The 23,474-nt window shown below is 36.4% G+C and carries 23 protein-coding genes; all 23 read left to right on the plus strand.

What is annotated here, in order from left to right; all coding sequences use genetic code 11:
* Position 1: 1 nt before the first annotated feature.
* The 23 genes from ACFTQ7_RS12965 (at position 2) to ACFTQ7_RS13075 (ending at position 23,252) form a co-directional block, all read left to right on the plus strand.
* On the plus strand, positions 2–1,153 hold the full coding sequence (locus tag ACFTQ7_RS12965; protein WP_386829158.1) for a phage portal protein: 1,152 nt from the start codon (positions 2–4) through the stop codon (positions 1,151–1,153).
* A gap of 1 nt (position 1,154) precedes the next feature.
* Complete coding sequence (locus ACFTQ7_RS12970) at positions 1,155–1,880, plus strand: head maturation protease, ClpP-related (RefSeq protein ID WP_386829160.1); 726 nt, start codon at positions 1,155–1,157, stop codon at positions 1,878–1,880.
* Positions 1,881–1,917: 37 nt separating this feature from the next.
* On the plus strand, positions 1,918–3,105 hold the full coding sequence (locus tag ACFTQ7_RS12975) for a phage major capsid protein (protein ID WP_386829162.1): 1,188 nt from the start codon (positions 1,918–1,920) through the stop codon (positions 3,103–3,105).
* 22 nt (positions 3,106–3,127) lie between these two features.
* Positions 3,128–3,445, plus strand: a complete 318-nt coding sequence (locus tag ACFTQ7_RS12980) for a hypothetical protein (RefSeq protein WP_386829163.1) — start codon at positions 3,128–3,130, stop codon at positions 3,443–3,445.
* A 2-nt stretch (positions 3,446–3,447) separates the two neighbouring features.
* Positions 3,448–3,744, plus strand: coding sequence for a phage head-tail connector protein (locus ACFTQ7_RS12985; RefSeq protein WP_386829256.1), 297 nt, complete (start codon positions 3,448–3,450; stop codon positions 3,742–3,744).
* Positions 3,722–4,105 carry a phage head-tail adapter protein gene (locus ACFTQ7_RS12990; protein WP_386829165.1) on the plus strand — a complete coding sequence of 128 codons (384 nt, stop codon included), beginning with the start codon at positions 3,722–3,724 and terminating at the stop codon, positions 4,103–4,105. Before ACFTQ7_RS12985 ends, ACFTQ7_RS12990 begins: the two co-directional genes overlap by 23 nt.
* On the plus strand, positions 4,068–4,469 hold the full coding sequence (locus ACFTQ7_RS12995) for a hypothetical protein (RefSeq protein WP_386829166.1): 402 nt from the start codon (positions 4,068–4,070) through the stop codon (positions 4,467–4,469). The genes ACFTQ7_RS12990 and ACFTQ7_RS12995 overlap by 38 nt, the downstream gene beginning before the upstream one ends.
* On the plus strand, positions 4,466–4,879 hold the full coding sequence (locus ACFTQ7_RS13000; protein ID WP_386829168.1) for a hypothetical protein: 414 nt from the start codon (positions 4,466–4,468) through the stop codon (positions 4,877–4,879). Before ACFTQ7_RS12995 ends, ACFTQ7_RS13000 begins: the two co-directional genes overlap by 4 nt.
* Positions 4,879–5,472 carry a phage tail protein gene (locus ACFTQ7_RS13005; protein WP_386829170.1) on the plus strand — a complete coding sequence of 198 codons (594 nt, stop codon included), beginning with the start codon at positions 4,879–4,881 and terminating at the stop codon, positions 5,470–5,472. The genes ACFTQ7_RS13000 and ACFTQ7_RS13005 overlap by 1 nt, the downstream gene beginning before the upstream one ends.
* Positions 5,473–6,270: 798 nt before the next feature.
* Positions 6,271–6,741 (plus strand): hypothetical protein, encoded by a 471-nt coding sequence (locus ACFTQ7_RS13010; protein WP_386829172.1) that lies wholly within the window; start codon positions 6,271–6,273, stop codon positions 6,739–6,741.
* A gap of 159 nt (positions 6,742–6,900) precedes the next feature.
* Positions 6,901–10,878 (plus strand): tape measure protein, encoded by a 3,978-nt coding sequence (locus ACFTQ7_RS13015; RefSeq protein ID WP_386829174.1) that lies wholly within the window; start codon positions 6,901–6,903, stop codon positions 10,876–10,878.
* A gap of 1 nt (position 10,879) precedes the next feature.
* Positions 10,880–11,272, plus strand: coding sequence for a distal tail protein Dit (locus ACFTQ7_RS13020; protein WP_079562959.1), 393 nt, complete (start codon positions 10,880–10,882; stop codon positions 11,270–11,272).
* Positions 11,269–13,578, plus strand: a complete 2,310-nt coding sequence (locus ACFTQ7_RS13025) for a hypothetical protein (RefSeq protein WP_386829176.1) — start codon at positions 11,269–11,271, stop codon at positions 13,576–13,578. Before ACFTQ7_RS13020 ends, ACFTQ7_RS13025 begins: the two co-directional genes overlap by 4 nt.
* Positions 13,568–14,746 (plus strand): GLUG motif-containing protein, encoded by a 1,179-nt coding sequence (locus ACFTQ7_RS13030; protein ID WP_386829178.1) that lies wholly within the window; start codon positions 13,568–13,570, stop codon positions 14,744–14,746. Before ACFTQ7_RS13025 ends, ACFTQ7_RS13030 begins: the two co-directional genes overlap by 11 nt.
* A gap of 4 nt (positions 14,747–14,750) precedes the next feature.
* Entirely contained in the window at positions 14,751–16,088 is a 1,338-nt protein-coding gene (locus ACFTQ7_RS13035) for a polysaccharide deacetylase family protein (protein ID WP_386829179.1), read from the plus strand.
* A gap of 111 nt (positions 16,089–16,199) precedes the next feature.
* Positions 16,200–16,670 (plus strand): phage holin family protein, encoded by a 471-nt coding sequence (locus ACFTQ7_RS13040; protein WP_386829181.1) that lies wholly within the window; start codon positions 16,200–16,202, stop codon positions 16,668–16,670.
* Complete coding sequence (locus ACFTQ7_RS13045; protein ID WP_386829182.1) at positions 16,670–17,335, plus strand: M15 family metallopeptidase; 666 nt, start codon at positions 16,670–16,672, stop codon at positions 17,333–17,335. Before ACFTQ7_RS13040 ends, ACFTQ7_RS13045 begins: the two co-directional genes overlap by 1 nt.
* Positions 17,336–17,475: 140 nt before the next feature.
* Positions 17,476–18,483, plus strand: coding sequence for an Ig-like domain-containing protein (locus ACFTQ7_RS13050; protein WP_386829184.1), 1,008 nt, complete (start codon positions 17,476–17,478; stop codon positions 18,481–18,483).
* A gap of 383 nt (positions 18,484–18,866) precedes the next feature.
* Positions 18,867–19,298: a BrxA/BrxB family bacilliredoxin gene (locus tag ACFTQ7_RS13055; protein ID WP_079560990.1), complete on the plus strand. Its 432-nt coding sequence runs from the start codon at positions 18,867–18,869 to the stop codon at positions 19,296–19,298.
* On the plus strand, positions 19,286–20,089 hold the full coding sequence (locus tag ACFTQ7_RS13060) for a class I SAM-dependent methyltransferase (protein ID WP_386829186.1): 804 nt from the start codon (positions 19,286–19,288) through the stop codon (positions 20,087–20,089). Before ACFTQ7_RS13055 ends, ACFTQ7_RS13060 begins: the two co-directional genes overlap by 13 nt.
* A 194-nt stretch (positions 20,090–20,283) precedes the next feature.
* Positions 20,284–20,814 (plus strand): hypothetical protein, encoded by a 531-nt coding sequence (locus ACFTQ7_RS13065; protein ID WP_386829188.1) that lies wholly within the window; start codon positions 20,284–20,286, stop codon positions 20,812–20,814.
* A 100-nt stretch (positions 20,815–20,914) separates the two neighbouring features.
* Positions 20,915–21,676 (plus strand): ANT(4')-I family aminoglycoside nucleotidyltransferase, encoded by a 762-nt coding sequence (locus tag ACFTQ7_RS13070; protein WP_386829190.1) that lies wholly within the window; start codon positions 20,915–20,917, stop codon positions 21,674–21,676.
* A 916-nt stretch (positions 21,677–22,592) separates the two neighbouring features.
* A complete protein-coding gene (locus tag ACFTQ7_RS13075; RefSeq protein WP_386829191.1) occupies positions 22,593–23,252 on the plus strand; it encodes an AroM family protein in 660 nt (219 codons plus the stop codon).
* The last annotated feature ends 222 nt before the right edge of the window (positions 23,253–23,474 follow it).

The raw sequence follows: 23,474 nt of genomic DNA on the forward strand, positions 1-23,474 counted from the left end.
TTTGAGTATGTGGCAATGGATTAAACGATTCTTTAAAGATGGCCAATTAGAAAGTTTGAAAGACTGCTATTATGAATTATCGGCTGAGTATTATTATAAAAAATTAGCGGTAGAAACATGTGTGAACTTAATCGCCAATGCTTTATCAAGATGTGAAATTAAAACATACAAAGAAGGAAAATTACACAGAGGAAACATGTATTATGCCTTGAATGTACAACCAAATCAAAATCAAAACGCAACAGCATTCTTTCATAAAGCTATTCAGAAATTTATCTATGAAAACGAATGTTTAATCATTATGGAGAATAACAACTTCTATATTGCTGATAGTTTTGATGTGAAAGAATATGCATTTTTTGAAAATGTGTATTCAAATATACAAATTGGAGACCTCAAATTAAACCGAACGTATAAAGAATCCGAAGTAATTCGTTTAAAACTTACCGATACAAAAATATTATCGATAATCGATGAATTGTATGAATCGCATGGAAAAATGGTTGAAGCTGCTAAAAGCTATTACAAGCTAAAAAATAATAAGCGTGTATTAGTTAAAGGTGATTTTTTAAGGGCACAGGATGACGAAACACAGAAAAAAATAGATGACATGTTTGAAAATCAATTGAAAAATTGGTTTGATCCCGACAAAAAAAGTGTTGCTTTCCAATTACAAGATGGTTTTGAGATTGAAGACATGTCAGATTCAAAAACAGGTTTAACAATAGATAGTCGAGATATAAGTAACCTTGTGGATGATATTTTTAATTATGTAGCGATGGCATTTCATGTACCGCGTGGTTTGTTGAAAGGCGACTTAGCGGATATTGATAAACAAACTGACAACTTTATTATGTTTGCACTTAATCCACCTGCAGAAATGATGGAAGATGAATTTAATCGTAAGGCCTATTCAAAAGATGAATATTTAATGCGAACATATTTAAAAATTGATACATCAAAAATCAAAATTACAGACATCGTACAATTGGCTACAGCCTTTGACAAAATGTTTGCGATTGGGGTTTATACAATTAATAATATTCTAGAAGAACTGGGGCATGAGCCTGTGGACGATGAAATTGCAGATAAGCGACATGTTACGAAGAATTATCAAGATGCAGAGACTGCACTAAAAGGGGGTGAAACTTAACATGAAAAATCGTTTTAAGCAATTTAAAAATCAACAATATGCTGAACAAATCCCGGAAATTAAAAAACAACTTTCAGCGAAAAATATTAACGCATCCACAACTGAAATTGTTATCTATGGCGATATCGGTGAAAGCTGGTGGTACGACTCTATATCAGCAAGTGACATTGACGCCTTATTAAAAGATGTAATGACTGAAAACATTACGGTCCGTATTAACAGTCCTGGTGGTGATGCTTTTGACGGTATCACCATTTACAATCGTTTAAAGGACCACGATGCCAAAGTAAAAATCATTGTAGATGGTTGGGCTTGTTCTGCAGCATCTATTATAGCGATGGCAGCGGATGAACTTGTAATGAATACAGGCTCAATGTTGATGATTCACGAAGCATCTACAGGTATTTGGGGAACCAAAAAAGATTTAGAAAAAGAAGCTGAGTTATTATCTAAGCTCGATAGATCTTTGGTAGACATCTATATGACGAAGGCAATAGTAGAGCGTGAAGAAATCGAGCAGATGGTCAATAATGAGACATGGTTTACTGCTGATGAAGCTATTGCAATTGGCTTCGCCTCAACTTCAATTGTGAAAGACACAGCCGATGACGACGAAATCAAAACAGATGCAGAAGCATTTAAAAATAGTGTCCTTGCACGTTTTAAGCAAGAGTCATCACCAAAACAAAATATTTTAACAAAATTCCAACGCAACTCAATTGAGTAGGCGTTTTTATTTTATTCAAAAACAGGAGGTCATTTATATGACAGGTATTAAAAATTTAGATAATGAACCTAAAGTTATCGAAAATAAAGAAGCTCAAGTGGCAGCTCTAAAAGCAGCATTTGAAAGCGCTGATCCAAACGAAGTTGCAGCTCGAATTGTTGAGAACTATGAAAGTAATATGCTACATTTCCAAGATTTAATGAACACGACAATTCGCGAGGCCAATCGTGCAAACGAGCAACAATGGGACAATGCAGTATTAGCATCACGAGGCATACGTACATTGACGACAGAGGAAAAGAAATTTTATAACGCTGCAATTGATGTGCAATCTTTTGACGGTGTAGCTACATTTGTACCACCAACTGTATATGAACGCGTATTCGAAGATTTAGCAATGGACCATCCATTATTGTCTCGCGTTAATTTTCAGCGCGTTGGTGCAACTACGCAATGGGTCGTGCGTAAGGAAGGGGCAACAACAGCCTTCTGGGGAGATGTGTGCGATGAAATCAAAGAAATGGTTGACCACGGATTTGAAACAATTGAGCAAGGTATGTATAAACTTTCTGGCTTTTTAGTTGTCTGCAAAGCAATGTTCGAACTTGGACCTGAATGGTTAGATCGTTATGTACGTGCATTTTTAACAGAAGTTATTTCAACAGAGTTAGAAAATGTCATTGTTAAAGGGACCGGTAAAAAACAACCAATCGGTATGATTAAAAATTTAGCAGGTGCTATTGTGGATGGCGCATATCCAGATAAAGCCAAAGTAACTTTGAACGTTTTCACACCGCAAGAAATCGGCGAAAAAATCTTGGCACCAACAACAAAAGGCGGTACTCGTAGTTATACAGGCGTATCATTAATCATTAACCCGTTCGATTATGCGACAAAATTATTTGCGTATGGGGCAAAGCAACGCGATGACGGTTCTTGGACACATAATAATTTTGCTATTCCTGGTTTGGAAATCATTCAATCACCAGCTGTCCCATTGAATACAATGATTTCCGGTAAACCGAAAGATTATTTCATGGGGGTAGCTGGTGAAACAAAATTAGAATCTACTGACGTATTACGCTTAATTGAAGATCAACGTTTATATTTAACTCGTCAATTAACAAATGGTCGTCCACTTGATAATGATTCGTTCATCGTATTTGATATTACAAATATGGCTATCAACAACATAGCCACTACAAATACACCAGATACACCTTAATTAATTGGGGAGGGAAATGAACATGATTACAGCAAAAGTAGTAAATCCATTTAAAGCACTTGAACATAATGGCCAAATGTATAAAGCAGGTGACACATATCCAGCTGAAGGATTTACAGCAAATGAGGAACGTGTGTATTTTTTAACAGGTGTGCATCCTGAGTACAAAAAAATCTATCTTGCAGAAGTTAAGATTAACGAGCAGGAAGAACATAAAGAACAAGTGTCAGAGTTTCCAAAGCACACGGGAAGAGGCTATTATGAGCTTTCTAACGGCACTAAAGTAAAAGGTAAAGAGGAAGCTATCGAAGCGGAAAATGCATTGAAAAGCGGTGAATAATGATGAATGAACTGCTTATAGAATTAAAGCATCGATTACGTATTACATGGGATGATGAAGATGCTGAGTTAGAACGTATCATTAATAGAGCAAAGTCTTACTTCGAGAAATTGACGAGTAAGACTTTTTCTTTTGGATTAGACGCATGGGAAACAGAGCTGTTATTAGAGCGCTGTCGCTATGTTTATAACAATGCCGCTGATGAATTTGAAAAGAATTTTGCAGATGAACTCAAGCGTCTAATACTACATGTCGCTTTAGAGAAGAGGGCTGTAGATGGCGAACAAGAAGATTCGTGATGTTTTAAACGATGGTTATATTCAATATGGCACGAAAGAAACTGGACGGTCCGCGAAGAGAAAACGAATCAGTGAAAAATTTGTTCCAATGGGTCGGCTTGCTTATCAAGAAATGTCGTGTCGTGATGAAGATTATGAAATGGCAAAAGTATTAAGTGCTGTTTTGAGCTTGAAAATTCGCACGCTCTGTCCTCCTCAATTACGTAAATTTGATAAAAGTAAATTAAAAGTCATTGTAGAAGGTATAGAGTACGATGTCATAAAGGTAGATAGTGATCGTGAAAAGATGTATCTCTATTTTTATTTGCAGGAGGTGGGAGCACTTGAGCAAAACAAAAATCAAGATGCAGGAACAGATTGACGCTTTACTTACAGCGTTAAACGCCTTTGATATTCCTGTTTTTGAGGATGATTTAGCAGAGGATGAAGAAACTCAGTTTAAGAAAAAAAACTATCATTTCTTTGTTTATGAAACAGGAGACATGAATAAAAACGATGATAAAAAGTCTATCAGTCAAGATGTAGTTATCTATTACTATTCAGAAAACCGTGATGACGTTGACGAACGTACGATTGATATTATTACAGAACTTTCTGCTTTACCTCGCATGTCTTTGATACGTACTCAAAAACAAAGATTAAAAAGAAAAGATACGGATAACTATGTTGATAGAGTTGTATTTCTTTATCAACGCAAAATTGTGACAGGATGTATTGAATTATGAAGTCACTAGTTGAATTTAATAATCTAACATCTTTGGAAGAAAAAATTAAGGCGTTACCAGGTCGAGCTGAGAAAGCTATTAACAAGGTGTTACACACGGATGCTATTGAGATTGCTACAAAAGAAATGTCCAATCTTTTACCCGTTTCAAAGGTTGCTAATAAGAGACACGCGAAGGAAAGTAATTGGTCAACAAATGAGGAACATAATTTGGGGTTTGTTGTGAAAACAAAGGGTGGAGCTGCCAATAAAAAGGGGAGTTTTGGTTATTTGGTTTTCCCTGATGAAGGTCGAGGACCATCGAATCCCTGGGCACAGCATTTTAGTGATCGTTCATTACAGAAATCAACGCCTAAAATTTTAGAGAAATTACATGGCGCATTAGAAGAATTAATAGAGGAGGGCTTATAATGACAAAACAAGTAATTGAGCAATTTGATGCGTGGAATATCAAAAACGCATCGATTCAATTTATGAAAGGAGGCAAACAAGAACCAGGTACAAAATTTGGTTGTGTAGGTACGATTGCATCTGAACCTGAGACAACCGTTTTATCGAAAAAATGTGGTCGTGCAACAATTGCGGAGAAAACCGTTACATTAAAGCTAAATGTAACAGTTAGTGCCCATGTACCTGTACAAGTTTTACGTGACTATTTCGGTTTATCTAACGAGGATTTAAAGCCTGGTATCTATAGTTATGGCTCCAATTCATTAGGTAAAGACTTTGTATTTACAGCTGATGTGGTCGATGAATTTGAGGATCTCACAAAATTAATTGCATTCCCTAAAGCATCTAATGCAGGTGGTTTTACCATCAACATTGATACATCACAAGAAGAGTTAGCGATGCTTGAACTAGCATTTAGTGCAGTTGCTGATGCATATGGCCAATTCTACTATGAGGCGATTACAGCTGAGTTAGAAGAACCAGAAATTGCGGAAACTTGGCATACAAACTTCACACGAAAATTAGTTGAAAAAACTGAACCAGATACACCTTAATGAGCGCCTATTGTAGCTTTGTAGAAAAGATTAATTGTTTATAATAAAATTGATAATAGAGATATTTATGTTGAATTTGAAAGATTGTGAAGAAATGTACTTAAACTAACGGTGCAGATTAGTAAAAGATTTAAACTGGTTATTTTTACTTATTTTAATAGTTTGGAGAGTAGCCTACAATTGTTTTTATATAAGTAGTTAGAAAGAGGTTTACATGTTTCAAAATAGAACGTTTATTGTAATATTACAAATAGTAATATTGTCATTTACATTATTATTATGCTGTGCTGGTATTGTTATAGGTGCTGTGATATCAGGTATTATGAATCCTGATGGACCTAATATGGAGCTAATTATAAATATAGCATCGATACCGAATTTATTATCCAGCAATAAAATCGTCCTAAAAATAATAACCATATTCATCATTATTATTTTTGTTTTACTATATTTTCAATCAAGAAAGATAAAAAAATAATAAGAGGTTAAGCTACAAGTTAAAAAGTTTTTTTGTTCAACTCCCATGAAAGAACTTAATCATCTTTCATTTTCTGTGGTGTAGCGATGGTTTTTGCGCTACATGGATGGCTAACGGGTGCTTTAGTTGAAATAGAGCTACTAAAAACTTAATACTAAATTACCAAAAAAGAAAGCATGTTGATCAATCTTTATTCAATATGCTTTCTTTTCATTTACTATAAAAAATGATTATTAGAATTACTATTAATCAAACTTTATTCCAAACCAACGCCTCCGAATTGGAGGTGTTTTATTTTTGAATAGATGGAGGAGAATCACATGAAAATTCAAAAGGTCGAGTTAAAAGAGGTAGAAGTTGTAGAAGTTGACGGTGAATTTGAAAAGCGATTTGTTAACACGAAGGTACACCCAGCCTTTTTAACGAATGCTGCCGTGAAAAAAGGTTATGATACAGGCTTATTAGAATCGAGTTTATTTGAGGATTTATTGAAAATAAAGGGACTTGAAACACTTATTACTCAATCCGATGAAGAAGCTTCCCTTGAGTTATTGAATGCTTTTGACGAGCAAAAATTAATTGCTGTTATTTATTTAGCTGCAATTGGCGCCAATAAAAATCTTGAATTAACCTTTGATGAATTTTTAGAAAAGTACCATTATCCATTAACAGATACAATCCAACTTTATGCCAATTTGATTGTTGGATTATTGAATGAATCGAATGATTTTGCTAAAGCTTTACACAAACAAACGAAAAAATCCAAAAAAAAACAACACCACCAAAGCTAGTCATCAAGCATGTGGAGGACCTTTACACACTCTACGTATTAATAGCAGGCATCGACCCCGAAACCTTTTGGCATGGTCCAATAGCAACAGTAGAGCGTATTTATGCGAATAAACTAGCGTTTGATGGGTGGAGTAATAGCCTGATAGGAGAGTGAGTATATGGCTAACAATAACAACGAAGTCAAAATAACTTTCAAGGCATTTAACCAAGAATTTAATAAATCAATGACGGAAATGAACAAAGAAACCACATCATTACGTCAACAGATGAAGCTCCAGCAAGAACAAATGAAACACAATGCTTCTGAGACTGAAAAGTTAGAGGCGAAAATGAGTGGTTTACAACAAATTTATGAAGTGGCAAAGCGTAAAACAGAAGAAACCACAGCAACTTTAGCACGTGCAAAAAATCTATGGGGTGAAAATTCAGAGGAAGCCAAAAAACTAGAGGAACAGCTAAAGCGTAATCAAATTGCTGAACAACAAGCAGCCAATGCCATAACAGGAACAGAACAAGCATTACAACGTGCTAAGCAAGCTCAGGTTGATCAAACGGAGTCTTTACGACAATTACAAAATTTATTTTCAGTCACTGGCCAATCGGTTGGTGATTTTTCTGATTTATTGGGGCGAGATTTAACAAGAGCTATCCAAAATGGTTCTGCCAGTGCAAAGCAATTAGATACTGCATTCGATAAAATCGCACGTTCATCATTAAATGCAGGTCGTGATATAACAGAGATGCGAGCATCCATTCGGTCGTTAGACAGCGGTTCTTCTGTTGAACAAGTTCGACAAGATTTAGTTCGATTGGGACAAGAAGCAAATGAAGCTGAACAAGAAGTGAATGGTCTTGCAGATAGCTTAAAGTCTATGGCAGGTGCAGCGAGCGCGGCAATTGGGGTAAGCACAGCAGTATCAGCAGCATTAGAAAGCGCTAGTTTGGATACATCTATTAAGATTTCTTTTGATGTACCTGAATCGTCAAGAGAAACCGTTAGACAGGCTGTGCGAGATGTAGAAGCGTACGGTGTTGATGGAGAAGCCTCACTCGAAGGAGTTCGTAGGCAATGGGCTTTAAATAAAGATGCTACAGATGAGGCTAATCAAGAAGTTGTAAATGGTGCGGCTGTCATTACCCGAGCATATAGTGGGATCGATTTTACTGAGCTGATTCAAGAAACGAACGAGGTTGGTAAAGCGCTTGGTATATCTAATATCGAGGCAACCAACTTAATTAGTCGTTTATTGAAAATCGGTTTCCCTCCTGAACAGCTTGATATTATCAGCGAATATGGCGGACAGCTGAAACGAGCGGGCTACAATGCTAAGGATATTGAAACTATCTTATCGAGAGCTGCTCAAGAAAAAAGCTGGAATATCGACAACTTACTAGATGGCTTGAAAGAAGGGCGTATTCGCGCTGTTGAAATGGGCAACGGATTGAAAGAATCCATGAAGGACGCCATTCGTGATGTTGTTGGGGATACACAAAAAATGTCAGATGAGCAACTTTCCGCGATGGAAGCCAACTTTTCTAAACAAGAAGATGCCTTAGCAAAATCGCTAAGTAATCGAGAGAAGTCCATCTCCAAGGGTCATGCTCAACAACAAAAATCTTTAGATAAACTGCTTCAAAGAGAGTATGACGCTGTATCTAAGAGTTATGACCAACAACAAAAATCACTTGAAAAAAAATTAAGCGCTAATTATGATGCTACGGTTAAAAGCTATGAACAGCAACAAAAAGCATTGGAAAAAAGATTAACTGCTGAAACTGAGACATTAACTAAAAATCAGCAAGAACAGTTACGTCAGTTAGAAAAGGCGCAACAAGAAGAGCTGAAAATTTTTGAGAAAAACTCTCAAGCAAAAATAAAGCTCATAGACAAAGAGTACAAAGAGCGTATGAAGCTCATTGATGAAGAAAAATATAATCAGTTAAAAGCCTTAGACAATAAAATAGATTCATTAAATGCTAAAACCGAAGCTGAAGATAAAGCCATTAAGAAACAAGAGAACGCCCAGAAACGTGCTGAACTAAACTTACGTGTAAATAATGCGAAAATGAACGCTGATCGCCAGAACGCAATGCGAGAATTACGCAATTTTGAAGAACAGTTACGTCTTGAAAAAATCAGAGAAGAACGCAAAGAACAAATTGAAGTTTTGAAAGGTCAAAAGGATGCGGTAAAAGAAGCATCGGATTCTAAAAAAGAAGCGCTTAAAACAGAGACTGAGACTCGAAAAGAGCAACTTTCAGAGCAAATTGCAAACGAAAAAGAATCGTTAAAAAGTGGATTTGATGAGCGGAAAAATGCATTAAAAGAAATGCAAGCAACCGAAAAAGCAGCCTTGCAAGAACGGCATAACGCTCAAAAAGAAGCTTTTCAACAACGCAAACAAGAGGAATTAAAGGTACTTAGTGAATCTAATAAGGCACAGATTGATGCGTTACGAGAAGTGAATCAGGCGAAATTATCGGCACTTCAAGAGGAACATACTAATCGTAAAGAAGCACTTAATGAGAGATTAAGTGATGAAATGGATGCTGTAAGAGAAGCACACAAAGCTGAATTAGATTCATTTAAAGCTATGAATGCCGAAAAGTTAGCGATAGGGAAAGACCCTCCTGACAGTGCTGCTGTACAAGCCTTATTCTCTCAGTTAGAGGGATGGGGAAAAGCGATTGCTAAAGGTGGCGAAGAAGGTTCAAAGGCATTTTCCGAAATGGCACAATGGCTCTCTCAAATCGAAGATGCTACTTTACGTGAAACGATCGGCGTTGAAATTTTCGGGACTATGTGGGAAGACCAGGGCGATGCAATTGTTAGCGTACTAGATGATGTGGCTAATGGACAGATTACTGTTGCTGAAGGCCAAGCGGAAATTAACAAAATGACGGAGCAAGTTAATGCTGATCCAATGACAGTATTGAGACAAGCTATATCAGATGTAAAAGAAGCACTAGATCCGTTGCTAGGTGTTATTGCAAAAGTAGTATCGAGTATTGCTAGTTTTGCAAAAGAACATTCAGGTTTAACCTCAATCATTGTAGCTGTTGTTGGTGCTATTGGCACATTAGTAGGAGCATTTACCGCACTCAGCCCAGCAGTATACACCATAACCACCTTATTTGGTGGTGGTAAGGGCGGTGCTGGCTTTGCTTCGATTTTAGGTAAACTCATTCCGGTCATTGCTAATCTAGCCTCGAAAGTCTTACCAGCATTAAGAGTTGCTTTTGGTGCTTTGACGGGACCAATTGGTATCGCGGTTACGGCGTTAACCATAGCTGTTCCGTTAATTATTGAAAACTGGGATTCTATCGCGGAATTCTTTACCGATTTATGGGATTCTATTGTTGGTATTTTCAAAAAAGCTGGTGGCGCCATAGTTGACTTCCTGAAGGAAAACTGGAAAACCATCCTTGTTGTCGTTACTGGACCAGTTGGCATATTGGTAAAAACAATTGTCGAAAATTGGGACACGATAAAAAGAAAGACGGTTGAAATTTTTACAGGTGTCTCCAACTTCTTTTCGAATATCTGGTCAAAAATTTCTGATATAGCCAAGACTGTTGTTGACAAAATCAAAGGATTCTTTTCGTTCGGTGATTTGCTTGGGAAGGTTAAAGAAAAATGGGATTCTATTTATTCAGCCATTAAGTCACCGATAACCAAAGCAAAGGATGCCGTTAAAAAAGCAATCGATGCTATAAAGGGATTCTTTAAATTTGATTTTAATTGGCCAAAGCTCAAGAAGCCTAAATTTAGTATTAAGGGCTCTATCAATCCATTAGATTGGTTCGGTGAAGGGCTTCCTAAAATCGATATTCAATGGCATGCAAAAGGTGGCGTATTTAATAAGCCAACGTTATTTAATACAGGAAATGCATTGCATGGGGTAGGAGAAGCTGGTCCAGAAGCCATTTTACCTCTTAATGAACGAGTGTTAGGTGCAATTGGTAAAGCAATATTTGATGCAGCAGGTGGAGGACGACAAGAACCACAAGTAATTCACAATAATTATGAACGCATGTTAGAAGGCGCACAATTTATTATTCGCGAAGAAGCTGATGTTAAGAAAATTACACGTCAAATTTATGAGCAGCAGCAACGTGATCGAAAGGGGAAATAGTATGTGTGACATCACATTTAAAGGAATACACTGTTCACAATTGGGGCTTGAGGTTATGGACACCGAAAGGCCCCTTTTTGGTGAATTTAGTGATTCGTTTATTAAATTACCGAAGGTTAGTGGCAGTGTAGTAGTGGCTGATGATAGTGAAAGTGATATTGAAATTCGCATACAATTCCTACTTACACCGTTGCCAGGTCAAACCTATTATGATGCTTGTCGGGCTTTACGTGGTTATTTTAAATCATCACAGAAAGAGCGATTAATTTTTGATGAAGATTCAAAGTGGGCATATATGGCCAAGTTTATTTCTAGTGAAGATTTTGAGCGTATTGTGGATGACGGGTTATTTTGGGCAACGTTCCGTTGTTCACCTGATATGGTGGCTGTATGAGTTACGATATTAAGGTTTTAAATCATAGCAATCTATCGCTTATCGGTACGCTTGAAAATGTTATTAACGCAGAGATTTATGAAGTTATCAATGACCAATACACTGCTGACATACAAATGGCTGAAAATATATTCCCCTCCTTTTTACACTACCCTAATTTAGTGGAAATAGATGGGGATTATTTTATTATTGCGGGGGTAGACAAGCAGCGTGATCAAAGTAAAGCAATTAAGCTGATGCTTGAGCATGTAAGTTATGTATTAAATAATCCATCGGAAGCCCCATTTGTAGCAGAAGATGAAGAAGAGTTTTATGAGGGTTCACCAAGGAGTATCATTTCGCAATGCTGGGGAATGAACGGATTTAAGATTATTGATTTAGCAGGCGGTTATTATTACTATAGGCCAAGCGCTAAAGGTGGTAGGAGTCGCATTAATGAATTTGCACGCCAAAATGGGTTAGAAGTTGAATATAACAAGTTCGTCATTACGATTCATAACAGACGTGGTGCCAATAAAAACCTTAAGTTAGAGGTTGGGAAAAACATTCAATCGATTACACAAAAAATTGATTTGGATGAAAATTTTTTGTTTGAATATGCACATGAAGTAGACATTATCGATTTTAGTAAAATGTCTGGCTCTCAACAGCAAGAAATTGCTTCGGCTGAGTTAGGGGATACCGTTCGCATGATTGATACAGATTTAGCCATTGATGCAACGGAACGAATCGTAGGCAAACGTTATAATCCTTTATTTAAAGAAGTACCGAAGTTGGACGTAGGGCAAGTTATACGTGATATTGTGAATGTCATGAATGAAGATAAGGAATATGAAGAGAAAGAAGACCCTACTTTAAATTATTTTTTGCAGAGCTGGCAAATGGGCAAGATCAATTGTATGGCTCTTGATGGAATCGAACTTGGCGAGGAAGAAATCTTACCTGACAATATATCTACCTCAATTGATTATTATATCCAAGGTGAACTAAAAGGTATGTCTTTAAAGGTTAAGCCCCAATACAGTAAGTACCACGTGTACATTAGTGAATGGTATGAGGACAATCAATATGAAGAATACAAACTTGAGAAAATAGCTGACGTCATGAGTAACTGGACATTTCCAATACCTAAAATGCAAGCAATCAGTATTACCATAAGTGAAGTGCCTCTCGAACAACTTAATCCAGAGATTCACAAAGTAAGAGATTATGCAGTGAAATTCAATAAAGTTTATATTGCCCCGTTACGTGAATTTAAAATAGGTAAGAACAATATGTTAGGCAACAGTAGCTTGTTAATTGACACAGAAGGGGAAAATCTAGAGCTTGACCATTTTTCTGTCAAGTTAAACTATCACCTGATGCAAGAGTACGGAGGTATTAAATTATCATTAAGGCCTGAATTTAGGAATTATAAAATAAATATTGTGACGTTTGGCTCTGATGGTGTTCCATTTGTGTACGATTACGAAACGATAAGAGATCAGTTGCCCAATTGGAAACTACCGCGTGAAGGTGCAGAATACTTAGTTGTTTCTATTTCAGAAGTTCCAAATTCACAATTTGATCCAACTGTTCATAAGAATGTGATGTATGGAGTTGCTTTCGAAAAGATACCATTTGAACCTCTTTTCGAGTTACGTATTGGAGAAGTGAATTGTTTACAATTAAATGGTGTGTCAGTACCTGCTAGTCCTTCATTAAATGCTATTCAAGCAGAAATATTTTATAAAGCATTACTCGAACATAATGGATTACGCTTGAAGTTATTAAGAAAATATCGTTCTTATTACGTTAGTATACGTACTTACAGCAGTAAAGGTATAAGAACTGTCAGGTCATACGAGAGTATCAAGGATTGGACTTTCCCACGTAGAAACGTGATGTACATGGTTATTAGCATTCTTGAAAAACCACCATCAGAATTTGACTCATCAAAGCACAGGCAAGCTTGGTATGCTATTAGATTTACAGCACAAAATGATGAGGTTGTTGACCCTGGTTTACTTGGACCAACGTATTATTTAGAGTCAGAAACTGTATCAGCAGATAGTGAAGGGGCTGAATTTCTTTTTACAACTTCCTATGATGAAGTAATTAGTGTGACTACGGGGATTGGCCAGGTAGAGCAAGCAGAGCCAATAGCAGCACTATGGGAATTAATTAAAGATGCAGAAGATAAATATATAGGCGTTAAAATTAATTTGATAGGCTTGGAAAGCGGAAGTGTGGATATAAGTGTACAAGCCATGTGTCAAGAGGGAACAGAAGAAGAAGAAGAAGAAGGAGAGGGGGATGATGTTTAGTGGTGGAACTGGTACAAAAGATGACCCATTTTTAATTAAAACTGTACAAGACCTTATCAATGTGAGGAATAAAAATAATGAAAACCCTAAGTATTATTATAAACAAGTGGCAGATATTGATTTATCAGGTGTTGAATGGTTACCAATAGGTGATAATCAAGGTAAAGCTTTTTGTGGTACCTATAATGGTGGCGGATATATGATAAGTAATTTAATAATCACTGAAGATATTGTGGGTCCAGCTTTTATCAGCTCAGCAATAGAAGCAACACTTTTAAATATCACGATTGATAATGCTTATATTACTAACACGTTAGATACCTGGATAGCTATTTTAGTACAACAAACAAACGATTGTGCAATTACCAATTGCCATGTAACAGGTAAAATTGAATGCACAAATGTACGCAGTAATACAGGCGGTCTAGTAAGTTCAGCTGGTACAGGGACCATAATAAATAAATGCTCTGCTAATGTAGATATAACAGCAGGACATGCCGGAGGATTTGTCTGCTATTCGAATGCTGTTATAAAAGATTGTTATGTTACAGGGAAAATTAGTGGCGTACAAGATGAAAATAAACCAGATGATATGTATATATTGGCTGGTACATTTGCTTACGTTCTATATAGTGGTAATGTTGAGAATTGTTATACAAGTGTAGAGATTTATAACTATTCGTCACGCAGTAAGAACCAGTTGTATGTTTTTTCCGAAAATTACGGTGCTGAAATAATTTCCTGTTATTGTGATGTATCGTTAGGTGTTACTATGCGGGGGTGGACTAGCGATTTAAATTATGTTGAAGGAATGTTTATAAGAGGTACGGATAATAAATTATATGTAAATTACAAATACCAATCCAATAAAGATCGTGATTATTGGGAGCCTGAATGGAATAGTACAGGTCCTCCTTCATGGTGGCCAAAACCTTATTATAGGGCACAACCTATAACAGGTGAAGTATGGTCAAATTTCTGGAAGCAAGTAACAGAAACTCACACCGAAGCACGTACAACTACAGAAATGCAAACACAATCAACGTTCGATGGATGGGATTTTGATACGGTATGGACAATAGATGAAGGTAGAGACTATCCTCGATTTAAATTAAAGATTACACAAATAAAATGCAAACGGATGCCATTAACAAACTACAGAAGGTGATAATATGACAAAATTTAATCAAGAAAAGTTAATCCGTGATGCATTGGGAAGCCCTATACCTAGTCAGTATTGGGATGATGTGAAGCAAACTTTTATAATACCAGGTGGTGAAGGTGTTGATTTTACAAAAAAGAAGCTGATTCGTGATGCAGTTGGCGCAGTTATACCGCAATATTGGGATGGTGAAAAGGGTGGATTTGCAGCTATTACATCGGGAAATCGACAGTCTAAAGAAATCATTAACCAGGGAAGATTAATGACAGATTTCTCAAGGTGGCAATTGTGGTATGGAGTAGTTTCACAAGATACAGAACAGGTTAAAGTCGGACAGTCGTCTGTCAAAGTAACTACAAATGATGCCAATACTACATCAGCGAGTAGACTAAGATCAGTACAATATAACTTATCAAAAACCAAAACAATGATGATGCGTTTCTACGTAGAAGATGTGAACAAGCTTTCTAATATTGAATTGAGATTCTCTTCAGTTGATAATATGGCCAGCTATCTATCTTGGAAAACGACAAAATGGAAAGTGATTAGTGGATGGAATGAGGTCATGATACCTCTTTCTAAATTGAATGTTGTTGGAAATGAAAATCTTAATAATACGATTACAACATTACAAATTAGTGTTACTGGCGATCATACATTTGTCGTATTTGATGGAATCTACATCAACAGAAAATCAAAAGGAAATGTATTGCTTCACTTTGATGATGGTTTTATTTCTCAATATACGAACGCTTTTCCCCTTATGTTGGCAAGAGGATTCGTTGGATCAGTCGGTGTCATTAGTGGTTCAGTAGGTACAACGGGATATATGAATTTAGCACAATTAAAAGAGTTATATAATTATGGGTGGGATTTGTTTAATCACACTGTTACTCATCAAGATTTATCAACATTGTCAATAAATCATATCCAAGCAGAATTGGACGTTTGTAGGGAATGGTTAATTTCCAATGGATTCTCCAGAACTGCTGATTTTGTAGCATATCCTTATGGCGGTTATAATAATGACGTTTTAGAGGTCATGAAAAACTATAAATTAGGAAGGTCAATAAGAGAAGAATATGAAATTCTTCCACCAATTCAACCACATCTGCTTAAAACGGTCATTCTATATAACAATGTAGAAGAAATCACATTTAGAAATGCGATTGATTATGTAATAGAAACAGGGGCAACGGTGATTTTCCTACATCATAAAGTAGAAGATGTTAATACAGATGAAATGAATTATCCAACAGAAAAGTTTAAAAACATGCTTGATTATCTTTATTCAAAGCAGGAAGAACTAAATGTGCTGTCATGGAGTGAGTATGCAAATATGTTTTAAGAGAAACGCGAGCGAAGCTTAGCGTTATTTTTATTGCCTAAAATCCCAAACGTTTGGGATTTTGCCTTTCATCTGTGGAAGGCTTTTATTATACAAAAAGGAAGGTGTCGTATGGAACATACACAAAAACTAATGGCTAGTTTTGTAGGTGCTATTTTTGTACCAGTATTTGAATTTTTGTATGGAGAGGGCGAAGTCGTAATGTATACGATGACCGCACTCTTTTTCTTTTTAGTAATGGATTGGATTAGTGGAGTTCGTGCAAGTAAGAAAGATAAAAGTTACGGGTCATCGTATGGTATCGATGGTTTATTCCGTAGTTTCTTTTTATTGCTTCTACCTGCAGGTGGACATTTGTTAGATATGATTTTCGGTACGCCTGGGGTTGTATTTGGTTTATTAGCAGCTGGCTTGTTATATCACATTATTCAATCGATGACTGCTAACGCTATTCGTGCAGGTTGGGGGCAGTGGTTCCCAGACTGGATACTTACAAAGCTTACTGAGTGGGTACGTAGCGAAATTGAAGCCAAGTTTGCACGTGCTGAAGAGCGAAAAATGAAGAAAGAGGGAGAAGCGTAATGAGTACAAGTGTAACTACTACATGTCGAGATCTTGCTGAACTATTAACAGCTGCACAAACAGCATGCCGATTGTTGTTTCAAGAGTGTTATAAAGCTGGTATTAAAAATATCTTCATCACGGAAACGTATCGCTCTCAGGAACGACAAAAATACCTATATGCACAAGGACGAACACGACCAGGGCAAATTGTTACATGGACGCTTAAAAGTAATCACAGTGGGCGTTTAGCATGGGATATTGCAGTTGGTCCTCCGCAAACATTATATGATGTGACAACGCTCAATCGAATTGGTGCTATCGCACGTAAGCTAGGTATTACATGGGGCGGTGATTGGATAGGGAACATTGACCGACCTCACTTTGAAGTTAGGTCAACTTGGGTTATTCCTAAAGGTTACAAGCTTGAAGGACAAGTAATCGTACCAAGCAACAGCAAAATGAAAGTTCAATTAATTGTGGAAGACAAAAAGGAGGAAATCAAAATGACAAAATGGAATCCGGGTTCACCTGCTATGAAAACTGAAACGGAAAACTTTATCGCACAGGCTGTTAAGGAAGGAATTGTTCAAGCTTCACACTTGAAGGATTTACAAAATGGAGTAATGACAACGGATCGTTTAGTAGGGTTGTATATTACGATTCAGCAAAGACGTAGTAAATAGATTGATTAAAATTAAGATACCTTAATTAAATTAGATGAAAAAATTGTTGAATTTTGTAATAAAATACATGATAATTATACTTGTTATATTATTTTATAAATAGGATTATTAACCTATTAATATTGATTTGGGGGATTACTATGAAAAAGATTTTAATGATAATATCAGCAGCTATAGCTATATTTTTCAGTTTCTCACTTCTAGATATCGAAGGAAACAAAGCTAAAGCAGCGACAATAGGGCTAGGATTAGAACAACCAGAAGCAGGTTGGGTGCGATATGATGATGCACATCCTTTTATTAAATATGAGGGGAATTGGTTAACTAATTCTACTGGTACTTTTTATAATAATACACTTCATTATGCTGACAAAAGTGGCGCAAAAGTACACTTTACCTTTAAAGGAACCAAGATAAGATTAATTGGTTTTTTGTATAATAATAGGTCGGATAAAATTTCAATTAAAATTGATGGTATTTCAGAGAAATTTTCTCAATACGGTTCTCCGACTACCATGTCTTTAGATTATGAAAAAACAGGATTAACCGAAAGTATTCACACCGTTGAAATCGAACTTAATGGCACTGGAGTATATTTAATAGATGCTATTGATATAGATGATACAGGGGAACTTCTTGATCCAAATAATATAATTGTTGACTCATTAGAACTAAATAAAGAAACTCTTGATTTGACGGTTGGCTCTAGCGAATCACTCGTTGCAACGATCACACCAGAAGATGCAACGAATAAAGCAATCAAATGGACAAGCAGTGATCCTGAAATTGCTTCTGTAGATAACAATGGGAATGTGATTGGTAAAAAGCCAGGTAAAGTAACGATTACAGCAGAAACTACCGATGGAAGCAACTTATCGGCAACAGCGGAAGTTACAGTAAAAGAATCGGATGTTAATGCAAATAGAGCGATATTGAGACTTACTATGACAACAAAAGATATTCATGAGTATGATTTATCTATATCAGAAATTGAACAGTTTATTAATTGGCTAGATGGCCGAGAAGCTGGGCATGGGAAACCATACTATAAATTCAAATTAAATGTAACGACTGGAAATATCGTTTCAAGAACAGAGTACATTATGTATGATAAAATTGTTAGTTTTACAGTTGATGATTATAAATAATTTAGCACTGAGACTAGTAGCATTTTGCAGTTAGTCTTTTATAGGATTTAGCTTTGATAAATTTATTCAAACAAATGGCCAGGCGCTCATAAAATATGAGTACCTGGTCATTTTATTTATTAAAGCTTCTCTAAATTAGAGCTGTTAGAATAATTGTAGTGATGGCAGCAATAATCGAAATCTCAACAATAAAATCCATTTTTTAGGTGTGTAACAAGTGTTTAACAAACCAACCCTCGTTACACAAAAAAGTCACCAAAATCACGAAAAAGTCACATTTCCCCCGAAAACGCATGAAATCGGGCAAAAGGCAAGTCTTTGTACATTCGTGAAAAACCTTGCTATAATAAGCTTTGCGAATACATATGAAAGAGGGTAAAAGCATGAACGCTTACGATGAATATATGAAACAGGTAGTGAAGCCAATGCGCGAGGAGTTAGTGGAGGCTGGATTTACGGAGCTTACGACGGCTGATGCGGTAAATGAATTTATGGCGGAGGCGAAGGGGACTTCGTTGGTTGTGATTAACTCGGTTTGTGGATGTGCGGCTGGGTTGGCGCGTCCGGCTGCTCGTGAGGCAGTGGAGGCGGTTAAGCCGGATCATCTTGTGACTGTTTTTGCTGGGCAGGATCCTGAAGCGACTGTTGCGATGCGTGGCTTTTTTGAGGATGTGCCACCAAGTTCACCTTCGATGGCGATTTTAAAGGATGGGGAATTGGCATACTTTATTCCACGTGAACAAATTGAAGGGTTCCCTGTGGAGCAAATTGTTACACATTTAACAGGTGTATTAGAGCAAACATGCGAGAAGTAAAGACTATTGTTACGACAGCGGGCAGACCAGACGATTTATCGTTGGCGCTCGCTGCTTTTGCTTGTGAACAATTAGATGCTCCGTTTGAGCCAAGAAAAAAGCGTTCTGTTCGGAAAATTTCTCAAGAATTGCATGTAAATGTAATCGTTGCTGGGAAAAATCGTTTTGAGTATTATGCTTTTGGTGCAGATGAGCCGTTTTTCTTCCATCCGAATTCAGCAGCTTTTCGCTTAAAGCGTGTTGCTCGTGGGGAAGCGGAACCGTTTTTAGAAGCGGCGCAGCTTGAAAAAGGAGATTCAGTGCTCGATTGTACATTGGGACTAGCGGCTGATGCTATGCTGGCGGCTTATATAGTTGGCGAGGTGGGACAAGTTGTTGGGCTCGAAGCGAATCCGAATGTAGCTTTTATAGTTGAGCAAGGGATGCAAACCTACGATACGACTGAACTGCCATTAACTGCATGTATGCGCCATATAGAAGTGGTGCAGGCTGAGGCGGTTAGTTATTTGAAAACATTGCCCGACAATACGTTTGATGTCGTCTATATGGATCCGATGTTTGAAGAAATTATTGAAGAAGCCAATAATTTTGAAGCACTACGCATAGCTGGGGAACATGTGACATTAACGGATGAATGGGTAAGGGAAGCGTATCGCGTGGCGAGAAAACGGGTAGTGTTAAAGGCTCATTTCCGCTCAGAATGGTTTGCCAAATATCATTTTCAACAATTAACAAGAACGACTGCGAAGTTTCATTATGGTGTTTTAGTTGTTGATGGAAGTAAATATTGAGTGTTTTCAAGAGGCTTGTTCATTGTTGTGAATGGGCCTCTATTTTTATCTAAAAATCAAAATATGGTAATATATAGTTGAATTAGATTTTGTATTTTTGTGGTTGGCAAGTATCAGGATTGCGAAAATGCAGCAGTGGTATAAAGAATTTACGAATCTTTGTGTGTTAAAAATAAAATTTGAGGGGGATGTGTATGAATCAAATTGAGGCGGAAATCGAGCTATTTTTGAAAAATCCATTAGCGGAAGAAGAAAACTTTTGGGATAGCGAAGCATTAGTATGGGTGGATTGGAAAGATTTTGACGAATCTATAGCGGAATATTTTAACGAATACTTACTTGAAGAAGATAAAATAAATGTTGAACTAGTTGAAATTGATAAGCCACGGTGTGTTGATATTTTCTTACTAAAAGATGAAGTGAAGAAAGCAATCCCGTATGAAGAAGAAAGAACGGATAGGGACACAACTTTGAAAGCTGTGCAGGACTTTATTGCTCCGAAATATCAAATCCGCTGGTACATGGATTCACTTGGCGGAGATACGTTGGCTTTTTGTGTTCTCCTAACTGAAAAGTGGTTGCGGTTAGAGAAAGATTATGGGGAAGAAAAAGTTACCTATTATTTTGCACCTCTATCAAATGACTCGGTTATGTTTGAAATGGATATAGATGAAATGTCGGATTTGCTGGAAAAAAGAATGCAGAATGGTAATAAGGAAAGGTGATTTATACATGACAGCAGATAAAATTCCTCGTTAAGCTCGTGGTCCTCCATGGCCAATTATATAGCTCAATTTAATAATTCATTCACAGGGAGAGATAAATATGATTGGTCCGAAAAAAGTAACGAGAGAAAAAAGAATGAAAATTGCTTATTCCATTGCGAACCAAGTTATAGAAAGATATGGTTCGAAAGTGCAAGCAATTGGGATTTACGGTTCATTAGCCCGAAAAACAGATGGGCCATTTTCAGATATAGAAATTAAATGTATTTTAAACGCTTTGGATGAAAACTTTTGCTATGAATGGACAGCTGGAGATTGGAAGGCAGAAGTGAACTTTGAAAGCGCAGAACATATAATTGAAGATGCGACGACAGTTGACGAAAGATGGCCACTGACCCATGGACAATTTTTCAACATTTTACCTATTTATGACCCAAATGATTTTTTTACTGAATTAAAAGTAAAAGCTAGCTCAATAGATAGCTCGATATTTAAAGAAGCGATTTGTCGAACTTTAGTAGAAGAAGTGTATGAGTATATTGGTAAAATGAGAAATATTGAATTACAGGGTCCTCGAACATTTTTACCGATTTTGGCGATGGAAATTGCCGCAGCAGGTGCGATGATTATAGGATTACACAATAAACAATTTTTCACAACTTCTGCTCAAGTATTACCTGAAGCATTGTCGTTTACAGATAAGCCCGAGGGATTTGAGGTTCTATGTGAGTTGGTGATGTCCGGAAATCTCTCTGACGCAAAACAAATTATTGTGATTTGCGAAAACTATTGGGATTCTTTACTAGAATGGTATGCTCAACATGGGTATCAAATTGAATGTTCAAAGGTTATACCTTGGTAACTTGAAATGAAATCTTTACTTTTTAAATACTATGTGCTATAATATGAATCGTGCTATTTTAGGTGGCATATTTACGTAATCTGGAATTCTACTTTTGTTTTTGAAGATACTTATTCACACTGGCGCATGCTTTGGGGCTGCAAGGACGCAAAAGAAGGTTGGGTTTGCGTTGCTTAAGTTAGAAGGCACACAGTGGAATTTTACCGCGGTGATGAAACTACATGTTTCAATATAATATTTATTCCCCAGATGATTGGGTTGAGACTTTACAATTTACGAAAATGTTACCTATTAAATACTAAAGGGGTGGCTTCGCAAAAGCGAGGCTGCCCCTTGTCTAATTTATTGGGAAGGTCGAATATTTCTGGGTCTACGGATAGAAAAGTTGAAGTGATGGATAGAAAGGCCAAAATCATGGTTAGAATCGACGAACAAATATATTGAAGAGCCTTCAGAAAGTAGACAGACTATGTCTACTCTTTTTTATGTAATGAATTCCCGAATGTCATATCTATTGTAGTTCTTTTTGATTATTTCTTTAAATAATAGTTCCAATAAATTTGAACTTGTGTAACAATGTTTATTAATATTTTTGATCCAGATATACTTGTAGTTTGTTTTTGATATAGGTATAGTGCAAACGTTACAACGGAATTACTATCAATGAGTATTTATTCATAATGTGATAATTTCATGCATTTAAATTCAGAATTTTTTTCATTTTTAAATAAAATACTACCTAATTGTGGAGGAATAGCTATGGTGTTAAAACAGACATTATTGGTGTTATTCGAGCATTTATAATTGAAACAACTTTTTGAGGATAAAACTAATTTTTCCGATAAAGATGAATGTAACTTTCTGAATAAACTATACGGTTCAATGATATATTTTCAAAAATTAGGGGTGACTGCAAATGAATAAAGTTGGTTTTTTGACGATCGGACAAACGCCACGTTCAGATATCATACCGACATTTACAGAAATATTTAATAAAGATATTAAATTTGTGGAAAGAGGAGCGTTGGATTGCTTAAACGAGGCGGAATTACTAACTGTTTTAGCGAGAAATGAAAAGAACGCAACTATCTCTCGATTACGGGATGGCAGATCCATAATAATTAATAGAAGAAAACTACTACCATTATTAAAAATGGAATTATCAAAGTTAGAGCAAGAGGTTGATTTGGTCATCGTATTAAGCACAGATGATTTTTCGAATTTAACATGTGAAAAACCTATTTTTCATCCGAATCGAATCGTCACACAAATGATTAGTGCAATGACCGATCAACCGAAGCTAGGTTTAATTATTCCGCTAGAAGAACAGAGTAAAGCTATGGTTAAAAAATGGGAAGATATTTCAGATGATATCACGATTGCTGTTGCTTCACCATTTGATTATGGCAACTTTGAAGAGGCAGCTCGTTATCTTCGTGATTACCGAGTAGATCTGATTGTGTTGGATTGCATGGGATACAATGAAGAGCATAGAGAGGTAGTACGAAAAGAGAGTGGTATTTTAACAATACTACCGCGTACATTAGTAGCGGGAATCGTGCTTGAATACTTATAAATCTAGAATAAAAATCGTTTAAGACTGTAGCTACTATAGAAATATAGAATCGCACGTATTGGTGTGAAGGGAAAGCATGAAAAGCCGAGGAAACTCGGCTTTTTAATTTGTTTAATGCCGAATAAAGTACAGATATCAAGTTGAATTATTCACATTAAAAGGGTATTTAATTAGAGGTATTTTGTTAAAGTATTTATGATTTAGAAAATGTAGCAAAAAAAG

It is taken from the genome of Lysinibacillus sp. NPDC056959, assembly GCF_042674095.1.
Taxonomy (GTDB): Bacteria; Bacillota; Bacilli; order Bacillales_A; family Planococcaceae; genus Lysinibacillus; species Lysinibacillus zambalensis.